The following is a 24,083-nucleotide window of genomic DNA, read 5'->3' on the forward strand; positions in this document are numbered from 1 at the left end:
GCGTCATCGGTGAGGAACAACCAACCAAGTCGGATCCACCAACCAGTCGGGGTACCGCTCCAATTACGTCACCAAAGTGCCCCTTCGACTCGTTTCGCCGGTCGGTTGCCGGGTACCCCTCCCGTAACCCATTCGAGGGCCCAGAGACCATTCGGCCCGGCATTCCAACCAAAGCCCGCAACGGTCCGCCGTCCCGGACTACCGAACGCCTGTCCGATCAGTGGAGTCGGTAGATCAATCGTCGGTGGGGTGCCCTACCGTGTCCATTTGATGCCCTGCGTACCGCCGCAGGTCGGGTAAGGAAAGCGTGGAGGTAGTGATGACGCAGGTGCCGTTGTGGCAGGTGCATTCGGAGGAAGAATCCGGGATCACCGTCGAGTTGCTCACCCAGCCGGCAATCAACCTCGCGCTGGTTCACAACCGCGTCCCGCTGATCACCGAGCTGCGTATCACCAACTCGACCGGCGGACCGGCCACGGACCTCACTGTCACGGTCCAGTTGCACGGCAACGGTGAGGAGCTGGCACCCGCCTGGACCAGTACCCACGACGGAGAGCTCGGCGACGGCAAGCAAGTACATTGGGAAGACTTCGCCGCCCTCGTACCGCCCGTGCCCTATCTGCGCCAGCTCAACGAGAGCCATCCTGCGACGATCTCCGTTACGGTCTCCCGGCTGTGGGGACCTGACGTCCTCCTGACCGCTCCCGTGCAGGTGTTGGCCCACAACGAGTGGTTCAACGCACCCATTTTCTATGAATCGCTCGCCGCCTTTGTCCAACCGAACACCGCGTCAGTGCAATCGGTACTCAGTGAGTCCGCCGAACTACTCCGCACAAACACGGGCGATTCCTCAGTCAGCGGGTACCAGGATGGTCCGGAACGGGCCGCCCTCATCGCCGCGGCTGTGTATCAGTCGCTGCGTTCGCGCCGAATCCGCTACATCAATCCGCCCGCATCGTTCGAGGGGACCGGCCAGAAGGTTCGCACGACCGCCCAGGTACTTGACGAGCGTTTCGGCACGTGCATCGACCTGGCGGTGACGTATGCCGCATGCCTCGAAGCGGCGGGGCTGCGGCCGCTCGTCTGGATCATGAAGGGGCATGCCTTCGCTGGCTTCCTCCGCGAGGAAGTCCAGCTTCCACGTCCGTCGCTGACTGAGCAGAACGCGCTCGTCAACCTGGTCGAGTCCGGAATTGCCACCCCCGTCGAAGCCGTCTACTACGACGACTCGCCCACCGGCGACTTCAAATCTGCAGTTGGATCTGCCCGACGTCATTTCGCCAACCCCGACAACCTGGCCGGCGTCTTGAGCATCGCCGGCGCACGCAAGTCCGGTATTCGTCCGCTGCCCAGTACCGACGACTTTGCCACCGAGCATCCCGACGAGCCGTCCGTGCCGATGGACGGTCCTCTCGACCTCCCCGACGAGTTGAAGAGCCGCAATGCGGATGACGACGCAGTGCTCGACGTCACCGATCACTCCCCCGCGCGGGTCCGCAAGTGGAAGCGGTCACTCCTCGATCTGAGCACCCGGAATCGACTCCTCAATTTGAAGCCGTCGGCGCAGGTCGTCGACCTCCACGTTCCGACCTCCGGGTTGCCTGTCCTCGACGACCTGGTGCACGCCAACAAGGCGATCACCTTGGCTCCGCACGACGAACTCTCGTCGATCCATCAGCTTCAAGGAGCACGCCGGGCCGCCGAGATCGACCCGGACCTCCTCCTCTCGTACCTGTCGACGGATCACCAGGTGTACGCGGCCGTCACGCGAGACTTGTATGCGCGCCGATTCAAGGAACTCGCGCGCACGGCACGAACCCTGCTCGAGGAGACCGGTAGCTCGAACCTCTACCTGACACTCGGTGCGCTGGTCCACCACACCTCGACGGGTGCCGAGGCGCGCGCACCGCTGTTCCTGCTGCCGGTGAAGGTCAGCGGCGGGGCAGGCCGCAGCCCCTTCCGGGTCACGGCTGACACCTCGGAGGTGGCCTCGCCGAACTACTGCCTGGTCGAGTGGCTGCGCCTCAAACACAACGTGTCGATTGAGGCACTCGAGGCTCCGAAGCTCGATGCCAGTGGACTGGACATCGTCCATGCCCTCCGCGGGATCCGCGCGGCCCTCGTCGAGAACAACATCGATCTGCGCATCGACGAAACTGCCTCCCTCGCGATCTGTCAGTTCGGGACATTCGGGATGTGGAAGGACCTCACCGACCACTGGGAGACGCTCGAGAAGAGCCCGATCGTTCGTCACCTGACGTATCACGCCGGCGCGTCATTTCAGGATCCTCAGGCGGGGGGCGACGCCGGCCTGACCGACATCGACGTCGACGAAACCGCGGTGCCGGTGCCGATTCCTGCGGACGGTTCCCAGCTGAGGGCTGTCGCGCTGGCGGCGCAGGGGCATACCTTTGTCCTCGAGGGACCGCCTGGGACTGGGAAGTCGCAGACGATCACGAACCTCATCGCGCACGCGCTCGATCATGGCAAGACCGTACTGTTCGTTGCAGAAAAGCAGGCTGCACTGGACGTCGTGAAGAAGCGGCTCACGAAAGTAGGGCTGAGCGAGTTCACCCTCGACCTGCACGGCAAGAGCCAGAGCCCGAATGTAATTCGCGAGCAACTCAAGACAGCTATCGACAATGCCAGCCACTACAACCAGCACGGCTGGACCGCCAAACTCGCCGAGTTCCGCTCGCGTCACGCACCGCTGGCCGACTACCCGGCAATGGTTCACGGCCGAAATGGCATCGACCATTCCTTGTGGCGCTCGTACGAGGAGATCTTGACCGTCGGGGACGGCCCCACCGCGCCAATCCCGGCGTCGTATGTCGCGAAGCCGTCCGAGGAGTGGACCGCGATCACTCACGCCCTCGAACAGTTCGCACGCGCTGCGCGGTCGACCGCGATATGTCCCCGTAGTCCCTGGGCGATCGTGGGAGGCATCCCCGCAGGGATTGGTGAAGATCAGATGCAGTTCGCGGCACTACGGCTGGCCCATGCATTCGACGCGGCCAGCGCCAATTCCCGGGTGTGGACGCTGCTCGGAGGTGTCGACGATCCCGATGGGCTCACTGTTCTGCTCCCGCAGGCCAAACGGCAACTCGGCCGTCCCGTTCCGGACGAGTCCATGCTGGCGTGGATGCGCGGCCCGAACTTCACCGCAACTCGCGATGCGTTGTTCACCGAGATCCAGCGGTTGCACCAGCATTGCGCTCCCCTGCTGGCGACCTTCACACCAATGTTCGTCGAATCCGGCGATGTCCCGACGCTCGTGGCAGAAGCCGAAGACAGCGGCAAGGGGCTGTTCGGCAAGAAGAAGAAGGTCGAGCAGTTTCAGAGGAACCTGGCGCCCCTCACCAATCCGGGGGCCGATCTCACTCCTGAGGCCGTTCTCCCCCTGCTCCGGGCGGTGGCGGGGGCGCGCGAACAAGTCTTGCGGGTGCGGTCTCTGGTGCGCGACCTGCTCGGTCCGTTCGCTCCGCCCATCTGGAATCCTCTGGCACCCGACAGTGCTGGCGAGCTGTGGCCTGTCTTCGAATACATCGGTGCCACCATCACATTCGTCGACACCACACCGAGCGCATGGCGTCTCCTCGAGTCCGTCGGATTCCCGTCGAATGCCGACATCCGGCTTCTCGACGAGGTGTCCGATGCATGGATCCAGTGGCGGGTTTCCCTCGGCGCATCGGTCGAAACGATGGTGCGCTGGCGGGCCGGCGACCACTGGCTCACCGCGTGGGAGCGCGATGGGGCTGAATGGAGTGCCGATGCGCGTGATTCCGCGTCGCAGCGCCTCCTCGGTTGGTGGCGCATGTCGGGTTTCCTCGACCCGCTTCGCAGGGCCGGCTTGGCCGAGTTCGTCGACGCACTCCTGACGGGGCGGATTGCCGCGACCGATGCCGCAGTCGCATTCATCCGTGGCGCCGCCGGCGCCTCATTGTCCGAACGCCGACGTGTAGCCGGGCTGACAAACTTCGACGCTGCCCTTCGCGACGGCGAGATCGACGATTTCATTCGTGCCGCGGCCGCGTTGCGCGAAGAACAGGTACGCGCGCTTCCCTCAGCGCTCCTGAGCCGGCGCCCGTTCCAGGCCGGCTCCCTGAGGGGAGAGGTGGGCGAGCTCCGGCGTCTCCTGGACCGCAAGCGCGGCGGGGCCTCCTTCCGGCAGTTGATGTCTCGATATGCGGAGCACATCCTCGCCGCGACGCCGTGCGTGTTCGTCAGCCCGGGGTCGCTCGCTCAGTTCGTCCCGCCCGGATCGGCGACATTCGATCTGGTGGTCTTCGACGAAGCGTCCCAGGTGACCGTCGCACAGGCGATCGGCGCTCTCGGCCGCGGACAGTCCGCGGTGATCGTCGGCGACTCGCAGCAGATGCCGCCGACATCCTTCGGTCAGGTCACCGCCGCCGATGACGATGAAGAAACCGAGGTGGGCGAACTCGCGCCGGAGGATTCCGAGAGCATCCTCACCGAGTGCGTCGATTCGGGCGTCCCGCAATTGTGGCTGTCGTGGCACTACCGCAGCCAGGACGAGTCGCTGATCAACTTCTCCAATCGGCACTACTACGACGGGCGTCTCGCGAGCCTGCCCTCCCCCGGAGGCGACGACACCGCCGGCGTCGAGTGGCGCCGCGTCGACGGTCACTTCAATCGTGAGAACCGGAAGCAGGATTTCCGCACGAACCGTGTCGAAGCCGAGGCGATTGTCGACGAGATCCGGACCCGTTTGGCAACGCCGCATCTGGCTGGCCAGAGCATCGGTGTCGTGACGTTCAACACTCAGCAACGCACCCTTGTCCAGGATCTGCTCGAGGAGTGCGACGACCCGCTGGTGCGTGAGCAGTTGAGGCCCGACGCGGAAGACGGACTCTTCGTCAAGAACCTTGAGAACGTGCAGGGCGACGAGCGGGACGTCATTCTGTTCACCACGGCGTTCTCCAAAAAGCCCGGCGAAACAAGATTGCCGTTGAACTTCGGGCCGATCGGTCATTCCGGCGGCGAGAAGCGGTTCAATGTCGCGGTCACCCGCGCACGCCGCAAGGTTGTCGTCTTCACCTCGTTCGACCCCGCCGACATCGACATGGCGCGTACCAAGTCGGTCGGGCTCGCTCATTTGCGCGGGTATCTGGAGATGGCGGCGGGCGGGGCTTCCCGCGGGCGGACTGCGGCGGGCAGCGACGAAGGCGACGCCGTGCAGGCCAGTGTCTGCTCCGCACTGCGTGGGCGCGGGTACGAGGTTGAAATGAACTATGGGCTCTCGGAGTTCGTCCTCGACATCGTCGTCCGCGAACCTGGGGCCGATCACTGGCAGGTCGCGGTGGTGCTCGACGGGCCTCGCTGGGCCGACCGACCTACCGTGTCCGACCGTGACCTGACGCCTCAGCTGCTCGACACCTTGATGCACTGGGGAGCCTCGCTACGGGTGTGGCTTCCCGAATGGATCGACAGGCCAGAGGCTGTCCTGGACCGTATCGATGCAGCCGTCCAAACGGCCAAGCAACGGCGACGGGAGCTCGACGAACAGCTCGAATTGGCTGCCGAGGCGCGGTCGGCAGCGATCGCCGAGGCCGAAGCTCGCGCTACCGCCCAGGAGACCGCTACCCCCGCGGTCGACGACGACACGCTCGATGATGTCGAACTCGAGTGGGGATCTGCATCGCCGGTCTCAACCGCTTCACCGGCGATGGCCGTGCCAGACCTCGTGGCCGGACTAGGGGCGGCCACCGACTCTGCAATCGAACAGTCCTCGTTCGAAGCAGATCCGCCGGAGGTCGATCGAGATTGGCACGGCCGCGGCAGCGCCTACGCATGCGCATCGACCAGTCAGCTCGGTTCCCGTGAGGACCTCGACCGAGTGAACTCACGCTCGGTGAAGAGCACCATCACCGCCGCGGTGCGCGAAACCGTCGACGCCGAAGGTCCGATCGCACTGGAACGCTTGGCCCGCGACGTCGCTCGACGTTTCGGATTCGACCGCGTGTCCGCCGCCCGCAAGGACTTCGTCATCCAATGCGTCCCCGACGAGCTGACACATACGGCCCCGCTGGGCACATTCGTCTGGCCGCGCCAGATCGATCGAGAGACATGGCGCGGTTACCGCACGACACCGGGTGACATCACCCGCCCGCTGGGCGACATCGCCCCAGAGGAGATTGTGAACGCGATGAACGCGGCCTGTGCGGGCCGGGCGCTCGACACCGAGTCACTCATGCGCGAAACCATGGCGCTCTTCAACCAACGTCGTCTGGCGGGCCCGAGCCGAGACCGACTCGAAGCATGCCTCGACATCGGACTCCACAGCGGTCGCCTCATCCGCGTCGGGGACATGATTCGAGCCGGCGCCTAGCAGTAATCAACTGATTCATCGGCTCCGCATTCCCGATGCGGGGCCACCGAATGACATCTTCTACTCAACGAAGGGACGGCGAGCCTTGGCACACTGGTCGTCGGGATACGCCGACTTTCACGAGGAACTCTACGCACCGCCGCCGACACCGCCCGAGCCGCCGCGACTTCGATGCACCGAATGCGAGGCCACGTTCACCGAGCTCGATTCACTACGGGAACACGCCTTCGTTGCGCACCCGATCTCGCGACCATCCCTGGTCCATCGCGCGAAAACCTGTAGCGACGCACGACTTCTCGTTCAGCGCGCGACCGAACCAACGGACTGGGTCACCACGAACTGCACCTGGGCACGAGTGAACGGCGACTCGGTCTCGCCTGCCGACCTCGGCGCCCGTCTGTCCACAGCACGCGGGGTCGTCGAAGTGGAACTCGGCAACGACCGATCGAACCGGAGTTACGAGTTCGACCTCTCCGTTGCCTCCGACAAGGATCTTCGCGGGGTGGACTCCGAACTGGTTCGTCTGATCGAGGACGGCGACGTCACATCCAATTCCATCAATGGATTCTTCGATCGCGCACTGACCTTTCCGACCGCCCGAAACTATGCCGGCGGCATCGCCGAGTACCTGTACTGGCTGGCCGGCCGGCGGGCCGGAACAGATGCACCAACGACCGTGCGCAATCGCGACAAGCTGAACAACGCCGCGCACCTGCTTGGCGACATTCATCGGCCCGCGGCACTTGCGATCACCAGCCTGATCTCGCTGCACTTCAACCATTTCGAGGATGCAGCGCAGCGCGCTTTGAGCCCCCGCCTGCGTGCCGTATCGACTCGGCTTGCCCGGATGTTGGCTGCCACGACAGGTACCGCGGACGTGGCACAGATCGAGGGCGCGCTATCGCATGTCGAGAGACTGTTGATGGACGCGCAGACCGCCTCGATTCTGGAACTGTGCAGCTTGTCGCTCGACAAGGCGACGACTCTGGAGGTCGTCGCGTTCGAACCTGGCGGGGCGGACGTGTACGACCGGCTGAAGTCATACTTGTTCACCGCCGAGCATCACCTGGCCACGGGAAGCCCCCGCATGGCGCAGCTTGTGCGGACGGCCAGTCAGAATGGTCTGCCCGAACACTGGGTGAACGCTCGCCTCGACCTCATCACCAACGAAGGACCGACATGGCCAACGGCACCGGCAACAGCGGAGTCCGCAAGCAGCACCGCGGCAAGAACGGTGCCCAGAATCGGGACGATGGCCACGGCGCACCGTCCGGCGACCGAACCGAACGCGGCGAAAAGCAGCACAACGACACAAACAAGTCGCACTCCAAGTCGAAGCCCCGCACCGGCTCCCGGGACCAAGCCCACGACGACCGCGGCAGAGGCACAGTCCGGGGCAACTCCCGCAACGCCGACCGCGCCGACGGTGACTACGACGGACAGCGTCGAACGCCGGCGGGCGCACGCCGAACCGAACGGTACGACCACAGCCCGAGTCGTCGGGACGACCGCAACCGGGACAACGGCAGCGGCAGCGGCACCCAGCATGGCGCCAGATCAGGATCCGACCGGAACGAACGACCCGTCCGCGAGAACAAATCGCACGCCAAGTCGAAGCCCCGCACCGACTCCGGCGACCATGCCCACGAGAATTCAGGCGCCCACAAACCCGGAACAGCGCGAGTCGACAACGACCAAGGCGGCAAGGCTCGGCCCCGCAGGCGCGGGGACAAGCGTCCCGCCGGTCAACACAACCCTCCCCGCGACCAACAGGGCACCCACGAACGGCGGGATCGCAACGGGGACCGACAGCCCGGCAGCCACCGCACCCGCCCCGACTCGCACATCCGTGAGTCCGACGAACGCAGTGCCGCACGTGTCGAACACACCGCCGTGGGCGACACAAACCATCGCCCAAGATCCGAACAGAAGCGAGCATCGCGGAGGAACGGAGATGACGGCGCATCGCGAGCAGTCGTGGCTGGATCGAATCCTGCCCTGGCGGAAGTAGGACGCATCATGACCGACCCACGCACGGGCACCGCGATCACCTCTCCGGCCGAACCAGCGAGCGTCGACGCAGCAACCGCGAGCGTCGTCGAGACACCGCTGCCCGAGGACCAGTCCAGGCGAGGCCCCTCGCTCGTCGACGGCACCGACACGCCCCACTCGGCAGCCTCAGTCACTGCACCCGAATCGACCGCTGCCGGCAAACCGCGAAAGGTCGCGCCCGGCGGCGAACCTCGGACCGCGGCACCCGCGGCACCCGCGGCACCCGCGGCGGAGTCTGATCCCATCCTCGACGCGGACAGTGCCGCAGACAAGCGCAACCCTGCACTCGACAACACGTCCACACAGGCCCCTAGCGGCTCGATGTCCGACGATGCCGCTCCAAGGTCCGAGCCCACCCCTACGACCGCTCCGGTCAAGTCCAGTGCGACCGACAAGCCCGAGAAGGTCGCACCAGACGGCGAACCTCGGACCATCGAGGCCACAGCGTCGGCCTCAGGTGATCGCACTCTGGAATCAGACGCTGCAGTGGACGAGGGCAACCCCCTCGCTGACCGCAATCCCACGCAACCCTCAGCTGCCTCGACGCCAGTCGAGACCGCTCCCACGTCCGAGCCCGCACCTGCGACCGCGCCGGGCGAATCCAGGGCAACCGGACAGCCTGCCAAGATCACTGTTGGCGACAAGCCTCAGACCACCGAGTCCACTGCCGCGTCGCCCACCGTGAAGGCTGATCCCGTGCGGGTATTGGTCCGCACGGGAGCCGCAGCCGGCAATGCACCAATTGAGGATGCCGAAGCCCCGCAACCGCTACCAGAGCCAGCGCCCGGCTCGGCCGCCGACACGACCGAGCCGGCGCCGGAGGGCACCCCGACCGCCTCGAGTGCATGCGATGCTCCCGAGAAGCTGACGATCGAACAGGTCGACGCGTTCGCAGACTTCATCAGATTCCTCGCCGAACTCGACGGCGATCTCAAACCGATAGAGCTCAAGAAGAACTCCACCGCGCGCGTCGCAGTCGCGAAGCCCACCAATCTTGCGCAATTCGATGAACAGATCGGCGCCATCGCTGCACGCGACACGAAACTCGCCACCGCTCTGTCATTGATACTGACCGCTGACAAATCGGACCTCAGCGGGTTGGCCCGGCAGAACATCACCGAGCTCGCGGCACGGGTACTGGGCAAGCACCCGGCATTCGTCGACGATGCTGCGGTCAAGGATCGACTGGCTCGGCTGCTCGCCGGTGATGCCGAAGCCGACATTCTTCCCAAGCTGATCGTTAGGCTGCGCAACCTCCTCGACGGAGCCTTCGAGGGCAAGAGTTCCCTTAAGACGCCTGCACTGCAGAGCCTGCAAGAGAATGCGACCCACACCGCCGTCCTCATAGCGGCGTCAGCCGCGAAGTGGGATGTCGCGAGCTGCATCGACGCCCTCGCTGACAACGTATGGGGCACTGACGCTCCCTACGCGACCGCCGCCGTACACAGGGAGAAACTGGCTACTCTCCCGAAGGGTGCGCGCAAGGCTGTGACGCTGATCGTCGACACCGCGCGGACCCGCCTTCGCGGCGTCGAGGAGGAGCGAGATGTCGCGATCTCGCGGGTCGAGTCCGGCCTGGCCGACGTGCAGCGATTGTCCGAGCAACTTGCGTCGGCTCGACGCCACACCGAGGAGCTCGAGACGGAGATGGTCAGCGTCCGTTCGGAGTTGCAACGGGAGGTCGACGCGCGGCGCAGTGAGCGGATGGGTTCGACAACCGATTTCGAGACGCTGCGGGTCGACACCGCACGGGTGATTGCCGACCAGATCGAGTCACTCGAGGACGCTCTTGACGCACTCGGACACGGCCAGTCACAGATCACCGACGAATTTGTCAGACGCTCGGTCCATAATCTGCGACGCAGTCTGTCAACGCTTCAACCGCGCACCAAGCAGAACACCCAGGGGGATACACCATGACCGTCGTAGGCTTCGACTTCGGCACCACGAACAGCCTTGTGTCGGTGGTCGACAATGACCGGGTGTATGACCTCGTCGACGACGACGGCGCGTCAGTGCCGTCCGTCGTCAAGTACGAGGGGGTCCGAACGGTAGTGGGCCGAGAGGCAAAGGAAGCCCTCGACGCAATCGGCCTCGGCGTGCACGGGCGTTTCGTCAAGTCCCCGAAGACCTACCTCGGTGACGAGACGATCACCGTCGGTGGGGTCGACATGAGTCCGATCGACGTCACGCAGGACGTCATCAACCACGTGCGGCAGCGCGCGCTTGCGTCGACGCGTAACGCCGGGTATCTGTCAGCGATCACGGACGCGGTGGCGACGATCCCAGTCGACATGAGTGGGCGACGACGGGGCGCCCTGCGAGATGCCTATGCGCGCGCCGGGATTCGTGTCGTCCAGTTTGTACACGAGCCCTTCGCCGCGCTGTACGGACACTTCCGTCCCCACATCGACACCGATTTCGTTCGCCGCTACGACCGCAAGAACATCCTGGTGGTGGACTGGGGCGGCGGCACGCTGGACCTCACACTCTGCCGGTTGGAGGACGGTCGCGTCGTTCAGCTGCAAAACAGTGGCACGGGCGAGCTCGGCGGCGACATCTTCGACGACGCACTCCGCAACTGGGTGCTCACCCATGCCGCAAACGGGTTGGCCGACGTCGACCCGGAGCGCCGCCGCCAACTTCGTCACAAGTGCGAACAGCTCAAGATCTACCTGTCGTCCGAGGACTCGGCAACGCTCTACATCAGAAACTTCGATCCGGCTACGGGTGCGCCACTCGCATACCAGATGTCACGAGCCGAGCTCGAGACCATCGCGAAGCCGCTGATCGACCGCGCGATGGATCACGTTCTCGCGCTCCTCGACGCCGCGCACGTGAGCGACTCGCAAGTGGCACTGTGCCTGGTGACGGGCGGCATGTCTCGTATGCCTGCAATCTCGGCCAGGCTCCGGGAGTTCCTCGGGGCGCACCGTGTCGAGGTGTCCGAGAACAGCGCGTCCCTGATCGCCCAGGGCGCGGCGTGGATTGCGTACGACCGCCAGCAGCTGCAGTTGGCGAAGGACATCGAGGTGCGGCTGGCGCGAGGTTCGTTCCATCGGCTCCTCAGAGCCGGAACGCCCATCCCGTTCGAAGGTCAGGAACTGACCGACGAGTCCCTCGAGCTGTACTGCGCCGATCCGCGCGATGGGCACGCGAAGTTCCAGTTCTGCACACCGACCCGTCCGGGCGGGAACGCCCAGAGGTCCGATCCCCGCGACGAGATCGGCAATCTCAGCCTCGACGTCGACAGCGCGGCAAGACCATTCATCGAGCGGCTGACCCTACGCTCGACCATCGACAGCAACGGGGTACTGCACGCAACCGCGATGTCAGACCTGCGCCGGCATCGGGAGACAACCTCGCTGCACGACCTCGAGTTCGGAATCTCCCTCGGATCCGCCGAGGGTTCGGACTCCATCACCGAGGCTCCCAAACCGCCGGAGTCGAACGACGAACCGTTCGAAGTCGGCGACCTCGTCGTGCGTGCGAACCTCGCAGACAAGAAGGACGACTACTACGTCCCGGGCGAGTTGCTCTACACCCAGAACTCGACGTACTTCAGCCGGGCGAAGAACCCGCCCCAGATCCAGGTCGACGAGCGGCTGTACTACCAGCCGTGCGCGATCTGCAAGCGGCAATCGAACGACCGTGAATGCCGCTGCGGATCTGCTTGATCAAGTTCGTCACACCCGGCCATGCCGGCAACTGTTCATTGACGCAACTCCGCAACAGAACGGATGGAGGCATCGAGTGACATCGAAAGCAGTACTGTTCAAACCGGTCTCGCACGACGGAATGATCTGCGAGATCCGCTCGCCACTCGGCCTGCTTCTACGCCTGACAGGAACAATCACAGCGGTGGAGCCGGACGTCGAGGGCGACGAAGTGATGACCGCCAACCCGGCGTTGATTCACAATGCCTGGGCCTATGCGAAGAACGAGAAGCTCTTCCGTCGGTTCAAGGATCCGGAGAAGAAGGAAAGCCACCGCAAGCAGGCCGACGCTCACGCGGAAACAGCGGAGAAGATTGCCGAACTGATCGATCAACTCGGTGACACCACTCGGTCCGCATGGTGCTCGGCCTGCTACGCGCGCGCGGATCACCGCAAGGCGAATACCGGGCGGCTCAGTGTGCCCGCCTACCTGTGCGTCACCTGCGGCTCGCCCACCCTCACCTGTGCGGCTCCCCAGTGCGACAACATGGCGACTCGCGGTTCCGGCTCGGTGCGTGTCCCACGTTTCTGCGCAGAGCACCGTCACGAACTCCCCAGCTTCGAGCGGGCTGCGGACAAGATCGACACAGTCGACGACTACGAGCAGCTCCGAGTCTTTGAGAAGAGCAATCTGAGTCGCGGTTCCAAGTACGCGATGGCCGGCGTGTTCGCCGCGGGCGTCGTGGGCAGCGGTGGACTCTTGGCCGCGCCCGCAATCGGAGGTGCGATCGGGACCCTCGTTGGCGGGTATTCAGGCGCTGCTGCGATGAGTTATGGACTGGCGATGCTGGGCGGTGGCTCCGTCGCCGCTGGCGGGCTCGGCATGGTCGGCGGCACGTACGTCGTTGCCGCAGCAGGAGCCGCGTTGGGAGGCGCGCTCGGCGCCAACATCACCAACGCGTATGTGAGCGAGGACAGTTCGTTCGCCATCGAGAAGTTCCGCGACGGCCCCGGGGTGCCGGTCATCGTTGCTCGGGGGTTCTCCACAGAGAAGGATCAGAACTGGAAGTCCGCGATGCAGATGGTTGAGACGCGGTATCCCGACTCCCCGATCTACCGACTGCGCTGGGGCAGTAAGGAACTCAGCAAACTGGCGGCCATGGCCGTGAAGAACGTCGGCGTCAAGCAGGCAATGGGCGCCATGGGCGGTGCGGCAGCGCGGGCAGGCAAGCTGGCTGCGAAGAAACTCGCGCCCATCGCACCTGCACTGTTGGTCACCGACCTTGCGAAGAACCCCTGGCACACCGCGGTGGTCCGCGCGGACCGCACCGGGGTCGCACTCGCCGGGATCCTGGCACGCACCAAGGTGGACAGCTACATCCTCGTCGGCCACAGCCTCGGCGCCCGCGCCATGATCACCGCTGCGGAGACGATGGGGACGAGCAACGACACCCCGCAGATCGAGACTCTGCACCTCCTCGGCGCCGCTGAGGGCAAGAAGGCCGACTGGCGACCACTCAGCGAGGCTGTCTGCGGAACCGTGAACAACTACTACTCGACGAATGACGCGGTGCTGAAGTACATGTACGCCGTAGCGCAGGCGGGAAGCATCGCGGTGGGCCTCCGCGGCTTCGAATGCAAGTACTCGAACATCAAGGACCGCGACGTCTCATCCAAGGTCCCGGGCCACTCGGACTACTTCGACAACGTTCGGCTGGCGTAGGCCGCGTAAATCCGTTCTGTTCGTCCGATCATCATCAGTGTGGAGGGGAAAGTCGTGACCGAGCTGGCTTGGCAATGGGACAAGCAGAGCCGAACCTATGGCAACTACGGCAATGCCAACCAGTGGACCGTTAACGCCGGGCTCGCTTCCCTCGCGCGGGAGAGCACGCAGAACACCAACGACGCCCGCTCGGAGCAGAACCCGAGCCTCGTCTTCTCGTTCATTCGGCTCAGTGGCGATGAACGTGAGAAGTTTCTGCGCACCCTGAACTGGTCCGAGGAGCTCGAGCCGCATCTGAGCGCGATGAGCAGCGAGTCGACTGGCGCGGTCACTGCCGGCCACATCAAGACTGGGCTCGAGACACTGTCACAGCCAGACCCGCTCGTTCTCCTCAAAGTCTCCGACTACGGTTGCCGAGGGCTCACCGGTCCGGAGTTCTCCGACATCGACTCGGACCGATTCGGCAACTTTGTGAAGCTGTGCAGGCTTGACTTGTTCAGTGGGAAGAACGAGACCTCGGGTGGCAGCTTCGGCCTTGGCAAGGCGGTCTACTGGCGCTTCTCGCGAATCCAGACCGTCCTGTTCAACTCGGTTCTCGCGGAGTCAGATGCCGTGGACGGCCACACCCGAAATCGACTGTTCGGCGTCAACCAGGGTGTCGTTCACCGATTGGGCACTACTTCGTACCAGGGACGCGGATACTTCGGCATTCCTGGCAAGAAGGGAAACGTCACCTCCACGTGGGCGCCCGAGGAGCTGGTCGAAAGCCTGCACCTTCAGCGCACCGGTAGCCGTCCAGGCACGTCCGCGATGATTGTGGGTTTCTACGATCCCGACGATCCGGAACGAGGCAACACCGTCGAGGGCATGGTCAAGATGGCCGAGGACCTCCGCGCCGGAATCGAGGAGAGTTTCTGGCCGCTGCTTGCGCGGAGGCGACTGCAAGTCCGGATCGAGGTGATCAACGATGGTGCCCGCGTACTCGACACGGTCGTGAACCCGGAGGACACCTACACCGAGCTTGTTCGCGCACTGCGCCGATTCGACGCCGGCGATCTGGACCAGTCACTCGACGAGACGTACTCCGTTGTCGCCCGCGATGTCCCGATCGCGATCTCCAAGCGCAAGTCCGGCACGGCGCATGCGAAGTTCGTGCACAACGCCAAGCTCATCGTCACCAAGTCCGACAAGCAGAAGGACACCCTCGAGAACAAGGTGTGTCTGCTCCGCCAACCGGAGATGGTGGTGCAGACGCTGGACCGGACATTCGAGAACCACACCTACCACGCCTTTCTCCTTGCAGGCGGTGCGATTCATCCGGATGCGTCGACTCCCGAGGATCGGTGGGCGGACGACTTCCTGCGGTTCGCGGAACCCCCCGCCCATGATCAGTGGATCCCGCGTGGAGGTCGGAACAAGAGCTCCCAGTCGAGTTTGAGTGCGCACTACGTTGCACCCTGGGTCCCGAACCTCCAGGCTATCGAGAAGAACGTCACCGAGAAGCTCCTCGACTTGTTCGGGGCACCGCCACCCGCAGACAGCAAGCCGCCGGAATCGGTGTTCAAGCACCTTCGGTTCCTTCGGGGCGAGCCTGGTGCAGGCGGGTCCTCGGGCACCGCGAGCCGTAAACCGACCGTCGACATCACCAGTTGGAAGGTGTCGGGCGACAAATGGCACCTGACCTTCCGCGTCAGGGCCCGCAATCAGCCGGGCGGCTGGGCCTTGAGTCCGGCCCTGTACTTCGTCGGGCTGGACGGCCGAGGACAGGAAGTGGAATGGGAAAGCCTCGAGTCGAACGACGCCCAAGTCAAGGACAACACGTTGTACCTCGAGCCGATGGAACGGGGCAGATTCGTGCAGGCGACAGTCACAGGCGTTTCCGTCTCGGACTTGCCGATTCCCGCGGCTGACGCGGCGGTCGACGTCCAGCTGCGGAATCTCACCGACTCGAAGTCGTATGGTGAGACTGTATGAGCGTGCGCTATCCCTGGCCGACATTCGACGGCGAATGGCTGTGTGAGATCACCGATGTGCAGTGCGAGCCATCCTCGAATCCGCCGGCGGTCGACATCGAAACCTTCCGCATGGGCCTCGCCGACGCGGGCGACTGGTCGACGCTGTCCTTCACGCTCACGGCGCGGACCGACGAGTCCCTGCCCGACGAGCTCCACACGGGGCTGAGCGGCTACGCACTGCTTTCGTGCAGTTCGACAAGCACCCGGATCCCGTTTGTGTTGACTCCGAGCGAGAGCCGGCCGAACGAACTCAGCGGAACGATCGACCTGTCGCGCGATGACGTGGCGGGAACCGCCACAATCGTTGCGGAGGTTGTATCCGAGTACCGTGGAACCCCCCGGGTTGTGGGGCGCTCGATTCCCTGGACGATTGTCGTCGAGCCGGGCTCCGCGCCCGTCAAGCCGGGGCAGCCACCGATATCCCAATCGTGGATCGACTTCGGCGCCCCTGATTCTCCGCTCGTCGCACGGCAGAGTCCCGAAGCACCGGCGGTTCTGGATATGTCGGGCACCCGGCCGATCCTGCTGTTGAACAACGCGATTCCCGGATTCCAGGACCTGCTGTCATCGGAGACCGCGAAACTCGAGCGCCGCCGAACCCGTGAGCTACTCGGCTCGCAGATCGCCCGGTACACCCTCGCCACGTTGTTCCGGTCCGCCGCGGTGGAGGTCTCGAGCGAGGACGATGAGCCGGTTCCGCCGTCCGACCCGCTGTTCCGCCAGGTGTGTGAAGCGGTCGCGGAGACGATCCCTCACCTCGCATCTGCGGACGAGCTGTACCAGCGGCTTCACGACTCCCACGGCAAGCTCGCCGAGTCCGCGGACCTGTGGACCCATATCGATGTGGCAATCGACGTGCTCGCGGGTGTGCCGAACACGCTCACGATGGTGACCGAGGAGATTCGACGTGGCTGACCACGAAAACCTGCGGCGTTTCGTACGCCGGCTCGATGCCGGTTCCCGACCCCAGCTCATTGCGGACAACGCCTGGTTGAGCGACTCCGAGACGGTCGTCCGCCGTGGTGGATCCACGATTCCGATCGACGTGGTCGCCGATCTCATGGACGAGTTCACGGAGAGACTCGGAGTGTGGTCGGATCCGTCGACCAGCGACCGCTGGCTGGCCCCGCGTCTCCACTTTGCCCTCCGCCTGACCCGTGCCGAGGCTTCGGATCCTGACCTGTGGGCCTGGTTGGCAGTCCGATTCCACAGGTACGTGGAATGGCGCTGGGAAGGCCGTAAGGGGATCGTCGAGAACCGTTGGCGCGGTGAGATTCACAAGCAGTCCTTCGCACGGTTGTGGTGGGGCGGGGAACTGTTTCGAAACGGACCGGACTACAGATCCGTAGAACGTGCCTTCATCCGCCAGGATCTGCCGAACAGCTACCTCCATCGCCCACTGGTGCGGTGTCGTTCGCTCGCCATCGCACTTGTGGACGTGATGTCCCCAGCAGAAGGTGAGTCGACTCGGTCAGCGGACGAAGTGAACGACCTCGCCCGGGTGCTGAACCTGATCACTGCCGGCAGTACACCGGAGGTCCAGACCGGCTTCCAGCGTGATGACGTCCGCAACCTGCAGGCGTGGGTCCTGGAGGTCGCGGTGCCACCGAAAGACTGGGAAATGCTCCCCGCCGGTCCCCCCTGCACCGACACATCGGCTGCATCGCTGACCGGTGGACGTGCCCTCGCCGAGCGCGGATTGGGATACGCAAATGCAGCAGCGATACGCCTCAACACGCGTTCTGCGCAGCGGCAAGCTGCGGCGCAAGCTCGTGATGCGGTACCTGTGACATCAGCCTGACAAAGGCGAGGGCGGTTACAGCTCGATGGAGACCCTGGTAGCCATGCTCACAACAGCATCCGAACGCTGGAAACCCACCTGCCGCTGACATGGAACAATGCGCTGACCCCCTCGCCATTTGTGTATCACTATTGACCATCTCAACGATGACACAGTCGATGTCATCGAATTGTCGATCGGGGGACGCGTGTCGTTCAGTGTTGGAGACCTTGTCTGTGTGCGGGTGGATCGTGCTCGACTCGGCCCGGTGCTCGAAGTTCTGCCACCGATCGGAGATACGAACCAGTACCGCGTGTTCCACAGCGCGTCGAGTACCGCAACGTACGCCGAGGACCAGCTGACGCGGGTCGAGTCAACCCAAAACGGCACTGCAACAGGCCTACCCGGCACTCCGGTGACGGTAGAGGAACTGCGCGCTCGCCTGACTGCCGCCGTGCTCCGCCACCCGCGTAGCGACGACATCTACGCGCTGTCCGCTGCTAGAATCGAGTTCATCCCTTTCCAATTCCGGCCATTGACCCGCCTACTTCGTGCTGACCGTCCACGGCTTCTCATCGCAGACGAGGTCGGTGTGGGCAAGACGATTGAGGCCGGCCTCATCCTCAAGGAGCTGTCGGCACGTGGCCCGATGGACAACGTCCTCATCGCTTGTCCCAAGTCGCTCACCTACAAGTGGCAGCAGGAAATGCGGCGCTTCGACGAACATTTTCGGATCATCGATGCGGCAGCCCTTAAGTACTGCCTGAAAGAGGCCCGCGACGACGGGGCATGGCCCGCAGAATACTCGCGAGCAATCATTCACTACGAACTGCTCCGCGGCACTTCCTACCTCGAAGGTGACAGCCGAGACAGATGGCCCGGGTTTCTCGAACTTGATCCACCTCCCGTATTCAATCTCGTCATCGCCGACGAGGCCCACCACCTTCGCAGTGCCGGAACCAATTCGCACCGAATGGCGCAATACATCGGCGAAGTGTCGGAAGCATTGGTGCTGCTGTCCGCCACACCGCTCCAGCTGGGATCGAAGGACCTGTACACCCTCCTGAACCTGCTTCGTCCGGAAGTCTTCAACAGCCCCAGCCTCTTTGATCAGATGATCGAACCCAACGCGTTCCTGACACGTTCCGCGCACCACCTTCGCCGACTCGTGGGGGATGACGACTGGAGAACAAAGGCACTCGAGGAACTCGACAACGCGCTCGGTACGCCATGGGGACGCCGCGCATTGTCAGCGGATCCTCGCGTCACGCGGGTCCGAACGCTTCTTTCGAACCCTGATGCCGGGTGCGACGATCACACCCGCGTGCAGTGCCTCCACGACGTGCAGGATCTCAACACTCTGGGGCACGTCATGAACCGAACACGTCGACGCGACATCGGACGTTTCACCACAAGGGAGCCGTTGACGGTGAAGGCTCCGTTCACGATGCCGCAACGCCGGTTCTACAACGCCCTTCTGGATTCGCGCCGCGAAATCCTCGAAAGCCGCTACTCATCCACGGTGGTACGGCTCATTCTCGACAGCCTCGAGCGCCAAGCGTCCAGCTGCCTGCCGGCGCTTGCACGATCCGTCGACCGACTCGTTGCGGACGGGAAGCTCAGTGCCACAGTCTTCTCCGACGATCCCGAACTTCAGTCCGATGATGAACCGTCCTCGATCGCGGACCCCGTCTCGACCAAATTGGTGCGCATTGCCGATCTCGCGCGTGCATTGCCCGACGACGAGGATCCCAAGCTCGACCGACTCATGGCGATCATCGAGAACACCAGAAATGGCGACGGTCCGGGCAAGTTGCTGCTGTTCTCGTTCTTCCTCGACACCCTTGGCTACCTCGCTGAGAAGGTGCAGGCCATCGGTCTCCGAGTCGGCGTAGTCACCGGAAGGGTGCCTGACGAGGAGCGCGAAGCCCTCCGACTGAGGTTCAAGTTGCCGTCGGAGGACGAGAATGCGATCGACCTGTTGATGTCCAGCGAGGTCGGCTGTGAAGGCCTCGACTACCAGTTCTGTGACCGAATGGTCAACTACGACATCCCATGGAATCCGATGCGCGTGGAGCAGAGGATCGGTCGGATCGATCGGTTCGGCCAGCAAAGCGAGAAGGTGCTGATCTACAACTTCATCACGCCGGACACGGTGGAAGACCGCATCTACTTCCGGTGTTGGGAGCGACTCGGCGTGTTCCGTGACGCCATTGGCGACCTCGAGAGCGTGCTCGGCAACACCGTCGAACAGCTCAACCAGATCGCGATGGACCGCGCACTGTCACCCGAGCAGGCCACCGAACAAGCCCGACAAGTGGCAGACAACGTGCTGCGAAGGGCCGACGAAGACCGCCGACTAGAAGAGTCGGCACCGGAACTGCTGGGGTTCAGTCAGATTGCCGACGTCGATGCGGACAGCGTTGATACCGACGGCCGGTTCGTCACCCCGGCCGAGATAGAGCACCTCGTGGCAAGGTTCCTGTCACTCAACGAGATCGGTGGCGAGGTGCACGCCGTCGCGGAAAGCCCACGGCTTCGTCAACTGAGCGTCCCTCGCGCCGAGGGCAGAGCTCGGATACTCGAGTACCTGGCTGAATCCGCTCAGACGAACGGCCGCGCCATGCAGGATTTTGCGCGCTGGGCGCGAGGGGACAGTTCGGTCATTGCCTGCACGTTCGACCAACGGCAGGCTGTTGAAGACCGCTCAGTGGACTTCATCACTCCGCTCCATCCGATCGTACGAGCAGCGATCAATGCCGTTGCACCACCCGCCGACATGACGATGGCTACCCACCTCACGGTCGTCAATCCTGATCTTCCCGCCGGGACATACCTGTTCGCCATGGATACCTGGGAGATCGTGGCCGTGCGTCCGGGCGTCCGCACCGCCTACACCGTCGTCCCGTTGTCGGATGGATCAGCAGCGGAGATGCTGGAGCGGTCACTGTCCACGGTGTTGCCTGTTGCGACCGCCGGGCGGTCAGAACTGCCAGATCAAGATCTGATTCAGGCATGTATGGACACACTCGGGCGTCGCCAGGAGGCGCGCCGCCGCGCCGATGCAGAGCGCATCCGGGAGGAGAACTCAATCCTCCTCGAACGCCGTTTGGCGAGTCTCGCAGCCGACCACGAGGCGCGTATGGCCGCGTTGGCGGAACAGGTAACAGGAGCAACCAACCCGAAGATTGCACGGATGCGAGACGGCCAGCGCACGCGGCTGACCGCGAACTATCAGTCGACCCTCAACGATTTGGAATCAAGGCGAGACGTCGATGTTCTCGCGACCCGCCTTTGCACAGGAATCCTGGAGGTTCACAATGCCTAGCGACTATGCCTCCATCAGGGAGCAGAACATCAAGGAATATGGTGAGGGCACTCGACACCTCGCCTTCCTCGGCAACCTGTACAGCGACCGGACCCACTTCATCCTCGAGCTGCTGCAGAACGCAGAAGACGCTCGCGCATCCTGGGTGAAGTTCGATTTGTTCGATGACCGCCTCGAGATCCGTCACAACGGTCGACCGTTTGATACCGAAGATGTCATCGGTATCTGCGGAGTCGACGCCTCGACCAAGTCCACCGACCTGACAACGATCGGACGGTTCGGAGTCGGATTCAAATCCGTCTACGCCTACACGACGTCGCCGCACATCTATTCCGGTGACGAGAGCTTCGTCATCAGGGACTTCGTTCGACCACAAGTAGTTCCCACGCGGGCGGACGTCGGATCAGACGAGACACTTCAGGTGTTTCCGTTCAATCACCCCGAAGTGGGCGCTCCAGCGGCCCATCAGCAGATCCAGGCGGCGCTCCACCGCCTGGACGCGAGTACCCTCCTGTTCCTTCGACATGTCCAGTCGGTTTCCACTCAATCCGGAGGCAGGATTCGCGAACTTTCCCGCCGGCCGATTTCATCTACCCCGCCCAGCGTCGAGACTCGCGACCTCATCGACGGCACCATGAAGACTCAACGATGGTGGTTGTTCGAGAGGGCACACACCTACAACGGCCAGACCGGAATGCCAGTCCAGATCGCGTTCAAGCTGCGACCCACCGCGGACGGCAAATCGTACGAGCCAGTCCGACTGGCCACCTCACCGTTGGTCGTGTTCTTCCCGACAGAAAAGGAAACGAACCTCGGCTTCCTGTTGCAGGGCCCGTTCCGGACGACACCAGCTCGTGACAACATTCCAGCCGAGGACGAGTGGAATGTTTCGCTCGTCGGCACGGCCGCAGCGCTCGTATTGGACACGCTGCACGTGCTCAAGAAGCAGAAGCTCCTGACCATGCGGGCGCTCGGCGCTCTCGCCACTCGGTCCGAAGTATTCCCGGCCGGCTCGATGTTTCATCGAATCCACAGCCACGTGGCCGATGCGCTGCGCACGGAGGCGCTGATTCCGACGGCCCGCGGCTCCTTCGCCCGCGGCAGCGACATCCGGATTCCCGTCAACAGGATCGAAGAACTGATCACCGACGGACAGCTCACAACTCTCGTTGGCGCTCCTGGCTCACTCCGCTGGATTGGTGATTCTGACGACGTCGATGACCCTGACCTATTGGACACCTACTTCAGGATGGCGGTGAACATCCCAAGCGTCACCTTCGAAACCGTTGTCGCCAAACTCAATTCACCCTTCCTCGAAGCACAGACAGACAGGTGGATAGCGAAACTCTATTCGCATCTCCACCGCTTGCCCTCCCTCTGGAGACCTCAGTCGAGCTGGCAGCGAAGGCAGAAGCCACATGGAATCGTAGGCGACAAGCCGATCATTAGACTCGACGACGGAACTCACATCGCGCCGTTTGACGAGAACGGCGAACCAACCGCCTATCTCCCCATCAACGGCGCCGCATCCGAGTTCGTCACTGTCGCACGGTCCGTCACGTCCGACAAACAGGCCCGGGACTTCCTACGAGCGCTGGGACTATGTGAGCCTGATGCAGCCGAGGAAGTGCTTCGGTTTCTAATCCCCCGCTACGACGCGGGGAACCAGAATCTCAGAGCGTCCGGCATTCAAGAAGACTGGCACACGATCGACCGCGCAATGAGTTCAGCGACCGACAAGCGGCGCAAACAACTCATAGACATGCTCGGCAACGCTCCGGTTGTCCGGTGCACAGATTCTTTCGGGCGACACTGCTTTCGCTCACCCCGACAGTCCTACTGGCGCGACGGGATACTCGAGGAGCACTTCGCGCCAGATCCAGAGTTTGGGTTCGCCGACGAGGTCTACGACCCTTGGAAGCAGCTGCTCAGCGTCCTCGGCGTGGCATCGCGGATCCGCGTCACCACCCGCCGACCGACCGGCGATGGCCACGTCGTACTCGCAAAAGACCATGGCTTCCACAAACGCGGCCTCAACGGCTTTGATCCGGACATCAAGATCGACGGTCTACTGCTTGCACTCGAGTATCCGACCAGCATCAGGTCCGAGCACATCTGGAACAGTCTGCTGGTACCGCGTGCGCAAAAACTCTCCGGCACAGTCGAAACGGCGACGCGGAAGGACTATGGAAATTCGACACGCAAAGAGCTGGATGCCGGCATCCTCACCCCATTGCGAACCCGCGCATGGTTGCCGACCAAGGAGGGCACATTCGCCCGACCACAGGAGCTCTCCACCGAGGACCTACCTGACAGTTTTACACTTAGCGACATCCTTGCTGATGTACTTGGCATGCAGACCTCAGCATTGCATCAGGCGAGCACCGACCTCGGAATTCCCCCTGACGCATTGCAGTTCCTCCAAGACAATCCCAGTGTCGCAGCCGATCTGGCTAAGAAGCAAAGTAAGGCAGTAGCTCTCCAATCAGCGTCATCCCAAGAGTCTTTCGACGACAGTTCCACGTTCGCGGAAGCAATGGGCGAGTCCTTCAACCGACCCGGCTCAACCGGGATGTCCGCATCATGGGAGTCCGCCACTCCTTCGGATACACACGGGTCAGTACCCAACGTCGGATTCCGTCGGGAACGAGTGAGCGAGAGCATCACACAGATACGCCACAGCGCCCCGAACCCACAGCCGGCAACTGTGACAATCCATACGCGAGTGGAAGCGCGGGACGAGGTGGCTCGACAATTTCTCCTCGAGCAGTACGGGGGGAATTGCCAAATTTGCAGTCACACGTTCCCGCGAAGGAACGGTGAGCCCTACTTCGAGGGTGTCCACCTCGCCGAGAGGAAAGTCGGGCGACACACCGACCGCCCGGGCGGCATGCTGTGTCTTTGTGCGAGGTGTAGCAGCATGTTTCAGCACGGGTCTGTCTCGAGCATCGATGTCAAGGCGCAGGTTCAATCCTGGCAGGCCAAGTCCGAAGGAGGCTCCGGGGAGTGCGGTTTGAGGTTCGACCTCTGCGGTGAACCGGTCTTCGCCCGTTTCACCGAGAAGCACTTCCTAGATCTGCAGGTTCTGCTGCAATCGGATCTCATGGATCTCGCGGAGTGACCGATGGGGCCCTTCGCGGTCCGAAAGGGCCCCATCAATTGGGTCTACGGTGCGTTTCA

At 63.5% G+C, this 24,083-nt stretch carries 10 protein-coding genes; all 10 read left to right on the forward strand.

The window, feature by feature from the left end; translation table 11 throughout:
* Window positions 1-319: 319 nt before the first annotated feature.
* Window positions 320-6,349, forward strand: coding sequence for a DUF4011 domain-containing protein (locus AC1DWC_RS03085; protein ID WP_477906051.1), 6,030 nt, complete (start codon window positions 320-322; stop codon window positions 6,347-6,349).
* A 355-nt stretch (window positions 6,350-6,704) separates the two neighbouring features.
* The gene (locus AC1DWC_RS03090; RefSeq protein ID WP_477906053.1) at window positions 6,705-8,360 is read left to right on the forward strand and encodes a hypothetical protein; all 1,656 of its coding nucleotides are present in this window, start codon (window positions 6,705-6,707) and stop codon (window positions 8,358-8,360) included.
* A gap of 8 nt (window positions 8,361-8,368) precedes the next feature.
* Complete coding sequence (locus AC1DWC_RS03095; protein ID WP_477906055.1) at window positions 8,369-10,321, forward strand: hypothetical protein; 1,953 nt, start codon at window positions 8,369-8,371, stop codon at window positions 10,319-10,321.
* Window positions 10,318-12,078, forward strand: coding sequence for an Hsp70 family protein (locus AC1DWC_RS03100; protein ID WP_477906057.1), 1,761 nt, complete (start codon window positions 10,318-10,320; stop codon window positions 12,076-12,078). Before AC1DWC_RS03095 ends, AC1DWC_RS03100 begins: the two co-directional genes overlap by 4 nt.
* Before the next feature lie 76 nt (window positions 12,079-12,154).
* Entirely contained in the window at window positions 12,155-13,780 is a 1,626-nt protein-coding gene (locus tag AC1DWC_RS03105) for a DUF726 domain-containing protein (protein WP_477906059.1), read from the forward strand.
* A gap of 54 nt (window positions 13,781-13,834) precedes the next feature.
* Window positions 13,835-15,754 carry a hypothetical protein gene (locus AC1DWC_RS03110; protein WP_477906061.1) on the forward strand — a complete coding sequence of 640 codons (1,920 nt, stop codon included), beginning with the start codon at window positions 13,835-13,837 and terminating at the stop codon, window positions 15,752-15,754.
* Window positions 15,751-16,710, forward strand: a complete 960-nt coding sequence (locus AC1DWC_RS03115; protein WP_477906063.1) for a hypothetical protein — start codon at window positions 15,751-15,753, stop codon at window positions 16,708-16,710. The genes AC1DWC_RS03110 and AC1DWC_RS03115 overlap by 4 nt, the downstream gene beginning before the upstream one ends.
* Entirely contained in the window at window positions 16,703-17,596 is an 894-nt protein-coding gene (locus AC1DWC_RS03120) for a DUF6339 family protein (protein WP_477906065.1), read from the forward strand. The genes AC1DWC_RS03115 and AC1DWC_RS03120 overlap by 8 nt, the downstream gene beginning before the upstream one ends.
* A 247-nt stretch (window positions 17,597-17,843) precedes the next feature.
* Window positions 17,844-20,903 carry a DEAD/DEAH box helicase gene (locus AC1DWC_RS03125; protein WP_477906067.1) on the forward strand — a complete coding sequence of 1,020 codons (3,060 nt, stop codon included), beginning with the start codon at window positions 17,844-17,846 and terminating at the stop codon, window positions 20,901-20,903.
* Complete coding sequence (locus AC1DWC_RS03130) at window positions 20,896-24,024, forward strand: sacsin N-terminal ATP-binding-like domain-containing protein (RefSeq protein WP_477906068.1); 3,129 nt, start codon at window positions 20,896-20,898, stop codon at window positions 24,022-24,024. The genes AC1DWC_RS03125 and AC1DWC_RS03130 overlap by 8 nt, the downstream gene beginning before the upstream one ends.
* Window positions 24,025-24,083: the final 59 nt, after the last annotated feature.

The sequence above is a fragment of the Rhodococcus sp. P4_C10 genome (assembly GCF_056402135.1).